General features: G+C 42.3%; 4 protein-coding genes. 3 read left to right on the top strand and 1 reads right to left on the bottom strand.

The features are described from left to right. The first annotated feature begins 78 nt into the window (after positions 1-78). The 3 genes from M3P05_RS04060 (at position 79) to M3P05_RS04050 (ending at position 2,990) form a co-directional block, all read left to right on the top strand. Positions 79-963 carry an SDR family oxidoreductase gene (locus tag M3P05_RS04060; protein WP_249698001.1) on the top strand — a complete coding sequence of 295 codons (885 nt, stop codon included), beginning with the start codon at positions 79-81 and terminating at the stop codon, positions 961-963. Between the two features lie 126 nt (positions 964-1,089). Then, on the top strand, positions 1,090-1,734 hold the full coding sequence (locus M3P05_RS04055) for a DUF3450 family protein (protein ID WP_249698000.1): 645 nt from the start codon (positions 1,090-1,092) through the stop codon (positions 1,732-1,734). After that, a complete protein-coding gene (locus M3P05_RS04050) occupies positions 1,731-2,990 on the top strand; it encodes a MotA/TolQ/ExbB proton channel family protein (RefSeq protein ID WP_249697998.1) in 1,260 nt (419 codons plus the stop codon). Before M3P05_RS04055 ends, M3P05_RS04050 begins: the two co-directional genes overlap by 4 nt. Before the next feature lie 60 nt (positions 2,991-3,050). Here M3P05_RS04050 and M3P05_RS04045 read toward each other — a convergent pair whose 3' ends face one another. Beyond that, positions 3,051-11,939 carry a hypothetical protein gene (locus M3P05_RS04045; protein ID WP_249697996.1) on the bottom strand — a complete coding sequence of 2,963 codons (8,889 nt, stop codon included), beginning with the start codon at positions 11,937-11,939 and terminating at the stop codon, positions 3,051-3,053. Positions 11,940-11,994: the final 55 nt, after the last annotated feature.

The following is an 11,994-nucleotide window of genomic DNA, read 5'->3' as shown; positions in this document are numbered from 1 at the left end:
TTATTCATCAACTAACCGCCAAAAGCTCCGTTTCTGTTATGATCACATTTTCTGTTATTGGTCACTCTCAGGAAGCTCATGGAAGTTCTCGTCATTGGTGGTGCAGGTCAGATTGGTCAGGAACTGTGCCAATTACTTCAGGATGAAGATATTTCATACCGAGCCCCGAGCCGGGATCTGCTCGACCTTGAAGATCACAAGAACGTTAAGCAGCTGATTGCAGAGTGGAAGCCTGACATTGTTATCAATACAGCGGGTTACCGGGATGCCGGCCATGCCAACTATGAACCATCACGGTGTTATAAAATGAACCGTGACTGCGTTGCCAGCCTTGCTGATGCCTGCAACGCAGCTGGAGCAGCCCTGATTCAAATCTCATCCTGGCGGGTGTTTGATGGTGACAAGAAGGATGCCTTTACAGAGAAAGACACACCAAATCCGAAAGAAGTTCTTGGTGGCAGCTTCTGGCTTGGGGAACAGCAGATTCACCAGCGCTGCCCAAGACATATTATCCTGCGTTTGTCCTGGATCATCAGCAGCAGAGGTTATAACCGGGTGACCCGACTGCTCGACAGTTTTGAAGAGGGAAAACCGGCAGGCACATGCCCAAACCACAGGGGTTGCCCAACCACCACTGAAGATGTAGCAAGGGTTCTACTCGCTCTGGCTTTGCAGATTAGCTGTGATCTCAATGTTTGGGGAACCTACCACTACAGTGCTGCAGAACCTATTGATGAGTATTCGCTGGCAGAGATTGTGCTGGCCGAAGCTTCTCAGTATGTGAATATTCAGGAAAGCCAGCTGCCTGTTGATGACAGCGAAAAGGAAGGCGATACCCAGAGCGAAATAAATGCCTGCCTGAACAGCACACGGCTGCAGCATACATTCGGAATCATGTCCCGCCCCTGGCGCAGTGGTCTGGCACGCCTGGTCAGAAATTATTATCAGAGCAAACAACCCTAGGTTCTTTGTTTTCCAAGTTTAGAGTTCGTTTATAACCTTTCCAAAGGTCAATGGGCTCTTTGCACTTGCTACATCCTTACTGAGAGGCAGATAATGGCCATATAATAAAAATTACAAATAAGAATAATGAAAACGTTACAACTTATTGTGGCTATATTGCTGACCGGGATCGCAGCAACAGCACAAAGCGTTGACCATCAGGAACTTCTGAAGCAGAGACTGGAAGCTCTGACAAAAGAAAACGGCCTTCTCAAGCAGACAATTGGCAGGCAGGAGAGACAGATTTCCCGCCAGAAACAGGAACTCTCCAATACTATCCAGTTACAGCAGACGCTGGATCTTATCAGCGATAAAGCTCAATCCGATATCCAATCCCTACAGCAAAACCAACCCTATCTGCAAACTGAAATATCTGAACACCAGAAAGCTCATATTGATTCTCCCAAGTCTTCTGAACGTTTCCTGACCAGTCTTTCATTAATGAGGGAAGAGCTGGAGTCCAGTATCAGCCTGACCAGCTGGAGCGGGCAGTTAGAAAGCGGCCAAAAGGTGGAATTTATCAAACTGGGGCGTATTGCCCTCTATTACCTGACGCCTGACGCCCAGGAAGGAGCCATCTATCTGCCAGAAAAAGAGCAGTGGCGGGCTCTGACACTGTCCCAGACCCTGGAACTTATCAAGGCACGCAATATGACTTTGATGGAAAAATCCGGAGACTGGCTCCATCTCCCGTTGCCAAGAACAAGAATCAGGCAGGAGGGTGAGTCATGAAACACAAGCTTATTCTCCTCACTAGTGCAGTATTGATAGCTTCTATCAGTTTTACCGGGAAGGCTGAAACGATTGATCAGCAGATTCTGAGGCTGGAAGCTGAGAATCAAAGCCTCCGTGACTCAAAACTGAATAATGACAGGCTGCTCAAACAACTGACGGAACAACAACAGGCTGAGTTCAAAAACAGCGATGAGTTTATTAACCAGCTGAAAAGTGAGTTCCAACTGATTCACAAAAAAGCCAGCACACTTCCTGTGACCCAGCTGGCTCCTGGCCGCCTTCAGCTGTTTTCTGAAATCAGCCAGATACCCTATCTACCATCTCCCGAACTTTTGTCGCAGGCTATGGAGCAGGTCCACAGTCTTATTAAAGATACAGCCGTGCGGGATACTATCCCTTCAAGTGTTGTCCAGCCTGGAGGCTCAGAAATTATTCAGCCGGTTACCTACGCCGGTCCCTTTGCCGCTATCAGCAAAGGCAATTTCTTAATTTACCAGCCAGAACTGGATCGACTGGTAGCCGCACCGCACCAACCCAATATTATTGCCAGACTGCAGGCGGAGGATTTTGTTGAAAGAGGGCACCTGACTCTGCCCATTGATCCCGGACATGGAGCCCTTTTGACAGCCCTGTCCCGTCGTCCCAGCCTCTGGAGCAAGATCGAAAGCAGCGGCCTTTCCGGATGGCTTATCCTCCTGTTTGGAGGCGGTGGAATTATTCTGACAGGAGTCAGGCTTTCTTATCTGCAAAAAGAACGTTTACGCATCCGGGTACAGAAATCCAACCTCAACAAGCTTTCAGAGAATAATTCACTGGGACGTATTTTGAACTCTCTCAATAGAGTGGAAAGCTTATCACCCGTTACATCTATTCAGGTTAAACTGACCATTCACTCAGAGAAGGTCAATCTGAAAAGAGGCCACAGCACGGTACAGCTTCTGGTTATCCTTAATCCTCTTATTGGAGCACTGGCCACTGCAACAGGAATGATTAAAACACTGCAAACAGTCAGCCTCGGTTCAGGTGAAGAGCAAATGATGGCCGCAGGGGCAGCACAGGAACTGATGCCGCTGATGCTTGGGCTTGCCACAGCTCTTCCTCTATTGCTGTGTTATTTTCACTTAACTTCACGTATCGCACGGTTGAGCAATAAACTGGAAAAGATAGTGTCTGTTACTTTCTCGACATCCAGAGAAAGACGTAGCTCCTATCACTATAAAGACCCTGTTATTATCGGTAGTATTAACAGTTAAAGAGCTTCAGTATCTTTCAAGCTCCTGTTGACTATTTTGAAAACTTTTGTTCGGCAATAGTTAGCGATAATATTTTTGATCTACTTTGCTGTAGAAAATACTCATCATTTGCTCTATACGACATCGTACAAACGACAATTTGTATGGTGTTTCCGGATATTTTGATAGATGCTCTTTCAATGCACTACATAGTTGATCGAGAACAACATCATCCATTTTGTCGGTGTAGCTGTGTATCAAACTATCAAAATTGCAGCAACCACAAACTCTTTCTAGCGTATCTGTACATAACTCAAAACCAGAAGCTTTACCTTCATCTCTTTTCAAGAAATTCAACCCTTCCAAGGGAACAAATTCAGAATGATGTTTGTTTTGCAAGGTTTTAGTGTAACATTCTTGTATCAGTTTACGAGTCTCTTTTATCTGCTGGACAATTATCAAAGATGGTTCACTATATTCAGTTTTAATCTTACTAAGCTGCCCAGCCAGAAAATTCAGTATTGAAAGATCTTTATAACAGCTATCTAGTTGTTCAGGATCACTTTCAATCATGCCAACAACGCCAGAAGTTAAACATCTCAGATGTTCCAATAGCAAATTCATTATCCGAGAAGAACATGGTCTCTTTGACACAGGCACATAACTACATACTACGTCGATTTCTCCATCGGCTGTAACACCTCTCTTCATTTCCTGTAGTACTATTAATAACTGAGCTCCCCAATCCAGGTAAGGAGCCATTTCACAAGTTGATTTCATACACGGAAAACATTCAGATATTGTTTCAGAGGGTTTACTCTGTAAATTCATTACTTCAGAAATATTATTCAAATCATCAATAGATAAATCACTCCCCCTAAAGAAAAGCTCTTCTTTCTGTTTAACATCTCTCGCGATATCCGCCTGGTTGAGCATTATTTCTATCGCAAAAAGTGTTTTTTTAAGATCATGCTTCGGCTTGCTGATTTTATTTATTTTTTCAAACTCCTCTTTGATATGATCTAACTCGTCACCGAAATCCTGGATATTTCTTAGCTGTGACTGAAGTTTTTTGGCATCATAAACAGAAAGGAGTGGTGCAATTTTTCCTTTCAAACTCTTGAATTCACGCTGAACCGCTACATTTTTCACCGTTTCATGTTTTACAATGATTTCTTTAAGCTTCCTCATGTCTTGCTCTTCAAAAGAACGCAAACAGCTAACAAGTTGCAGCATCTTATCTACAGCATCTGAGTATTTTTTTTCAACTAAGTCCTGATCAAGGCTGGCAAGTCGTATTGCAGGAGTTAGACGGACTTTTGGGGGAGTTGCTCCCCCTGTAGTAACAGGTACAGAACCCCGTGTACCAGAATCTGGTTTATCCTTTTTGGGTTTTTTACTTTTTGCCTGTGGTGGAGAATCTTCTTTATCTCCAGGTATTAATTGCTCTGGACTATGGGTACTGGTTGTCTTGACACGGGTTTCGATAGCGCCTGCTAAATAAAGTCCCTTTACTTTTTCCGGTATCGCAGCCTGAACGAAAGGATCTGATGAATCCAACAACCGCGTCCACTCAATTTTGGCTTTATCTTGAAAGTCTGTACTTTCATAGAATTGTGCCAGACGAACCCGAGCTTTATCCTCTGTATCTTTTGATGAACCAACAACAGTTTGCAACAATAATTCACACTGTTGATAGTGGCGCTTTGATTTCGACTTGCAGTTTTGAGCCTTTATTACCTGATCACATACAGTCCATACCAGCTCATAACCATTAAGCGCGTACTGATTTATAATAACTGGTAAAGCACCATCCTCCTGCAACTGGATAAGATGGGCAAACGCTGTTTCACAATCCTTATGTTGGTATAGACTTATTCCAGCACGATAAAGTGTAATTGCATTTTGCAGACGGTGCTTTTCAGCCAGAACATCAGCCGTGATACCAATACTTTCATCCTCAGTCATAAAATCTTTTATAGTTACACTGATCCTATCAAGGTCATCCATCTTCATATTTTGAATAGACTCTTGGAAACTCTCCATTTGCAACAACATTGTCGTTTTCTGCGAGAGATATTCCTTGAACGCCACGGCATTCAAAACATTTTTCTTGACTTCCAACATTTTCTGATATCTTTGACTTAATCGTTTATCCAGTTTTGATGGCAACAAATCTGATAGATTTTCAAGGATCTGTTCCTGTTCATCTAATGACTCTCTTGCCTGGGTATTATCCGATCTAGTTGTTTTAAGCTGTTCCAGCAAAGTATATGAAGTCTTTATGCCGTAACTTATTTTTGATTCTCTAGCCGTCGAAATAGCATCTGTTAAACAAGCCTTTTCAGGAAAACTCTCAGGAAGTTGTTTTAATGTTTCAACGCTCATTTTCAGTAGGTCAATATCAGGGTAACCTATCTTAAGCTGCTGTATCATGGAGTTAACCTTCGCTATTTCCTCATCTTTCCAGCTTGAGAGTTTGCTTAGATTTTTCCTGTCCTTATCCGATAAACGATACTGCTCTGCATCAATCTTCATCAATTCATCTGTCAACCGCAACTTGGCACCCAGATCCTTTTCTGTTTCCCAGGCATCAAGTTTCTCCCGAACCTCAATACTCTGAGCTGAACTATTAAGTCTCTTTATTTTCTCATCAAGACTATCCTTGGAATAATGAAGATCACTAGCTTTATGATGTTTTATCCATAACTCCATCCGCTTAATCAAATCAAGTCGCTTTCTTCCTTCAATTTCCGTTCTTCCTCTGACCTCATCTTCTTTTTCCAGTAAATCATCGCACTCTTTTAATAGTTCAGGAATAACTCTATGCACTGATTTTGATAACTGATATGTTATCCAACAACGCTCTTTTATAGCTGTAATTTTTGCCTGGTAACTGTGACTAAATTTGTCAACAATTTCATCAAGGGTTTCAAAAACCAGCGTTGCAGTCTCTTCTTTTTCTGTAAGCGTTTCACAAACACTGAGGTATTGCTCTTGTGATTTACTTTGATTTTTCTGTAATTTTTTTGAAAAATAACGAACCATATGCAGGCAAATAGCTTCATCAAATTTCTGTTTTTCAAACCTCTGGAAAAGAATAGTCAGTGCAGCATCATGGCATTTTGATTCAGCTTCTGCCTCACGATAAATCTCTAGCACAGAAGATGTTTCCAGTTTTAGAAGACTTCTTGGATGTTTCTCCCCACATCTCAGGAGTCTGGCAACTCGCCGCTCTTGATTAGTTTCCCTGGAAATTAGTACCACAAAATCCTGCAGCTGGTCTTTTTGTATGCGATCAATGTATTCCATCTGTTCTCGAGACTTATTGCTTCCAACATTCCCACTTTCTTCAAAGCAATAAATAAAATTATTGAAATATTCCTCGGGAAACGTATTCTTCACCAAGGTACACTGAATCACCTCATCAAGGACATCATAACAAGACGAACCTGTCATTTGTGGAACCAACAGCTGCTGGAAAACGTCATCGACGTTTTGCCCTTCAGATATCCGCAAACAGGATAGAGCAACACAGGTTTTGGGTTTCAATTGACAAGGCGATACCTTTCTCTGCATACCATCAAGCCAATTTAGCCATTCCTTATCGCCATCTTCTACTGCGTAATCCATAGCTACTGCAACCATCTCGCCCTTTACGCCTGGAAAATCATGAAAAGTTCTCTTTGCAGTTTGATATACCGTCTGGATAAAAGCTTTATCTGGAGGGTTGTTTTTCAATAATTCAGCAAGTTCTGCCTGCACTCTCAGAACCGCACTATCACCCTCCATGTAAAACAACCAACTGCAAGCCTTATCTTTTTTTGATCCACGGTAATATTTGTACATCACCTCAGCAGTTCTTTGCGCAAACTCTTTAGACGCCTTATCAATCTCATTGTTTTGCATTCTAGAATCAAGTAGCTCTGCCATTTGAATAGTCAAGTTCTGGCAGGATGGTTCTTTCTGACAGCGCTCAATAAGATCAACAATATCTGTATCGCTAATTTTATCTAATGCTTCCTTTGAACCCTTAATGTAATTCAGTAGATGAAGTAATGCTCCAGCCTCATCAGCTTTGGCACCTTTGGTAATTCTTTTAATACATTGCAGAAGAATTTCGATACATCCAGAATTTACACCTTCATGCCTTCCAGAGTAATCTAAGCTGGCTAGTTTTTCAGCGAGCTTACCTATCCATGCCCACTTGACTGGGTGTTGTTTGTAAGCCTCATTTAGAGCTCTATCCAATAGGGTTTCAATATCAGAATCAGAAACGAAGTCGGTAAGCCAGTGCAAAGCATTGCTACGGCCCTTTGTTGAAGCCAGGTTGTGTTTAAGGGCAATTTGATAGCAATGCTCAGGGTTTATAACCTTGGGCGTGCCCTGATAAATCGTTTCCAGATTTTTCCTTTGTACATGCATTTGTCTGCAATCTTCTTCCATAATTTTTTCATACAATTGCGTGGCGCATTCAGTTAACCTTGTTTCCAACAAACGTCCGGAAGGCAATGTCCAGATAGTTTCTGAACTCACGGATGGATTTAATTTGCAAATCAATTGTTCAGCTTTCATTTTGAGTGAAATTTGAGACTTGCCGTCTGCCGCTGATTTCATATCTTCTTCAATGATTGTTATGCGCAGATAATCATTGACCACCGTAAGATCAGGGTCAGCTTGAAGGAAATGCAGAGATGCTGAATCAAGACTATTTAACAGAGATATTATCACTGAAGGCACATCTATCTCGCCAAAAAACGACGGGGAATGAATACTTAATGTCAATAATCGGAACAGCACTTGAGGGTTTTCACTGCTACAGTGCTTTTTCAGCGCCTGACACAGTTCCTGGTCGCTTTGATTCTCCTGCCATTGAATCCAGGTTTTAAGAGCGATGGCTTCTGGGTGGTTTTGCAGCCAGGGAACATCAACAATTTTTAGCGCTTCGTCAAACTTTTTATCCTTGATAAGGCCTACAGCCTTCAGGCACAGAGCTGGCTCATAGCTTACATCAACCGCTTTAGTGAGCAGTTTTCTGCCTTCTGTGCAACATGGTCTCTTCAGTTTCAATAATGCTGCAAGGTGTGCCGCTTCAGGGTCAAATGCTGAACATGTTGCCGCTTTTAAAAAATGAGAAAGTGCATTTTGCCTTTGTCCCTTATTCAGATCAAGAATACCCTGGCAGGTTCCTGCACAAGAGTAGCCCTTTCCTCTTAGCTCTTTTAAATGTGATTTCAATTCTTCATCAGATAGTTGATGGCTACCAGAATAGACATGAAGCTGACACACAAGAAGTTTGATATTATCTGGAGAGTCACCCTTTGCCTTCAACACCTTCGCAAGTTTTTCGCCACATTCACTCAATTGCCCCTTTGCAAAATCCAACAATGCTGGATTTAATTTGCTCATTGATGGCAATAGAGTGTCAAGAAACTTCGTCTTAAAATAAGGCGTATCTGCGAGTACTCCATTCAGCTGAAGCATATTCATATATATGCCATAGTCATTCTCAGCATCTTTGTACAAACCATTTATAATCATTTCAAAAAACCAGTTTTCCTGCGTAATTGGCGCATCATTCATAGCCTTAATCATATGCTCAGAGTCATGAGCCCCTGAGAGAAGTAATGGTGTTCTACACTTTGGAGCTTTTACGTCTCTTAGTACGTTTAATAGGCGATAAGGTGAGAGCGGAAACAGCTTACTGTTTCCAACGAAGAGCGAATTAAACAGCATTGGAAGAATGGCAGGCGATTTCATGGCCAGAATTCTACGTTGAAGCATTTCATGTCGACTTAGCGCCCAAGTGCGTGCAGAGTCGTCATATGGTAATGATTGCTCTTCCTGTGTAATTTTCATGTGAAAAGCCCTCAGCATATAGCTAAAACCAGCAGCATTGCCATCTTTGGCCAGCTCTTCTGCCTTCTCTAGAAACGTGTCAAAATCATCAGGTTTCGTACATGCTTCATCTGTCCATTCATCAATGAGGTTATATTGTAAATTCAACTCTTTTTTCCAGATTTCAACCAGCGCGTTGCCATCGGGTGCTTTATCCACAAAATTTTTCGCCTGCAGAGTATTGTTCCTGTCCCAGCAATAAACAGCGGCGGGAAAATAACTCTCGGCACAAGCGTATTTTTCAGCCGCAAGAATAAGAAAATCACCCGCTTCCGATGTTCTTTTCAGGTAATGACAAACCATTCCCAAACAGTAAAACAATTGACCTACCAGCTGTTGATCTTTCTCTTCTATCTCCTGAACATCTTTCGCAGCCAATACCCGTTCAGCCAATATCGAATATTGCTCGTATAACTCAAGAAGCTCTTCTTTGTTACTATGCTCTAAATAACACGTTATTTTAGTCGCCTCTTCTACATCCTGGAATAGTTGTCTAATCTCCTCTTTTTCTTTTTTCTCATCAGGTAATTGTGGCGGTTTTGGATTGGAAGATTGATTGGTGTATATTGGCATGTACTTAAATTCTAAATTAGAATCTGGCGATTTATAAGTAGTCACCAAATTTTTTTCACGATATTCATTACAGACAACACGTTCAACTTGAAGTGCTTCAATGGGCCGGCCATGCTGCTGGAGCTTGTTCGTCAGGCTTGCAGCAATAGCACAATCACCAGTCATCCAGAACGCGCGATAAAGACAGTCAATTGCTATGCATGGATCAGAACAGCTTTCAGCATATGATTTCATCCTTAGAGCACAAGGGGATGCTCCAGGGTCTGTACGCAATAAACGACATTCCGCTTCCGTTGCAAATTGTCTAAAGTGCTTCAGTACTTTTTCATTATGTGGATTTTTTAAATCAAAAGTATCGCCGTCCTTCGTGCCCCCATAAAGATCAAGATACCTGAAGCAACTGTTGATATTACTCAATACTCTTTGAATTGATGGTTTCTGCCCTCCATGATAAAAACTTTTTAAAAGCTCTGCTTCAGGCAGAGTTGCCAGTGGCAAATTAGATAGCCATTTATCTGGGGCTTCCTTATTTTCTTCAATAGCAATTCGAGCCAAAAGCATACAGGCAGGAGGGAAACCGTTTTCAGCCAAACCCTCTAGTGATCCATGCCTTTGAAAAGGCAGATAGAGTACTCTCCCCAATATTAAACTGCGGTAGGTAATTTCCTTACCCCTCCTGCAGCAATATGGTTGTTCATGATAGTAAACTTCATTATAGGCCTTATGTAAATACCCTCTCGCTTCCAGATGCTGTCTATAATGTTCGCGCAACCGTTCATGTTTTTGCCCATCAATCTCGTCTTTAGAACAAAATTCTTCAGCCATCTTCCTTTTATAAGTGCATTCTGCCCTGTATGCTGCCAGTCGATCATTTTTTGATCGTGAATTCCGTATCAGTGCAGCAGCATCAGCTGTAAATTGATTAAAGTTTAAAGAATAACGGTCAAGAATCCTCAGAGCCTGTTCATGATTGTGATCATCATCACTCAATAGCCCCATAAGGCAGGCAGCCCAATGCATGTTCATTTTATTTTCAGGAAGTTTGGTCAGCTCTTCTATCCCCTCTTTGAACTGTTGGCTGCAGCCAAAACCGAGAATTCTATAAATATTTTTCGGCAACATGGTTTTCCCGTGTTCATTCATGCCCAGAAACTCTCGCTTCATCAGAATCTCGTCGCCGTTCATAACACGCTGGCTGTCTGTCGGGCTGGATGTTTTATCATTGGGAATGTTTAACGCCAATAATATCGGATGTGAAGGAATAGCCGGACAGGCAATGCGGCGGTCATATGCCTGTTTCGCCATTAGTAGATAATCAAGGGCTTCCGGGACATTACCTTTTGAGATTTGCATGTCCATACTGAACATAACACCTGCCTTTGCCATGGCTAAACCGCAGCAGCATGATGCACTTCCCAGCATACTCCCTATTTGATGGTAGTCATTTCTTTCTTTGGTTTTGCCTCTTTCACTGGCAATTTTTTCTTTTTCCTCCAGCAAAACACAAGCGGCTGGTTCACCAAGCTCCACTGCCAGAAGTAGTTCTTTCTTGGCCTCCTCCGGATTACTGTCTAGCGGCCTATTTTCAATACTCTTTGTCATATCACCATGAGCAAAACTCATAATGCAAAGCGCCAGCCACGGAGCAGCCTGACTTATTTCTCGTTTATGTGCTTTACGAAAGTGCTCCTTGGCTTCGCCAAATTTATTCTGCCTGAAAGAGGCCAGGCCTTTCCAAAAATTGGTCCAGCCATGGTTATTACACTGCGATGAAGTTAATTCTATTGTCAAACCTCGATAAATTGGCTTCGAGATTATTTTGACAAATTCAACTTCCTCATTATCAAATACTTCGGCAGTTAAATTAGTATGCGGTTGCAACAGAGCCTGCCGCATGAGACATAGTAGCTCCGCATTTTGGCTCTGCAATTTAGCTAAAGTTATCTTCTGCTGCCAAAGAAGTTCCTGGCTTATATCGTTAAAGGTGGCTAATGCCTTGATCAGTTCAGTATTTGTTGTCCCTATCGCAACCTTCAGCATGGCCTGCAGGCGAATATACGCAGCCTGATATTGATCTAACGGGGATAGCTGATGAAAATCCTGATTTAAACGGGAATTAAAAACATCCAGGGCTCCCTGGAAATTATCTGCGTTCAAACATTCTTTTGCTTCCTGAAGATATTGTACGGGATTAACAGGAGCAGCCGGTGTCGTGTTTACGACAGGATTTAATTTTATTCGTGGTTCATCAGGCATCACTTCACGCTCAACAACTGGTTTTCCGTATTTTTCAGAATCATCTTGATTTCCAGTTATTTGTTTTCCTGATTTGACACTCGCGGCTTCTTCACTCTCCTCATATTTAATGGATTTCTGCTCAGTTTGCTCAATCGTACTTCTTACTGCGGGAATGCCTGCTGCATCTTCACTTTTCTGCGTGGGCATTCCCCGCTCGTAGCTGTTTGAACCGGCTAATCCAGCACCAGCAGTTGGCCCCATAGCCAAACCTCCCTATTATGAACCTCAGTATGTTAGACATATATGGACAAGGGCT

This window comes from Parendozoicomonas callyspongiae, assembly GCF_023502345.1.
In the GTDB taxonomy this organism is placed as follows: Bacteria; Pseudomonadota; Gammaproteobacteria; order Pseudomonadales; family Endozoicomonadaceae; genus Sansalvadorimonas; species Sansalvadorimonas callyspongiae.
This window is presented reverse-complemented; position numbering and strand designations above follow the sequence as displayed.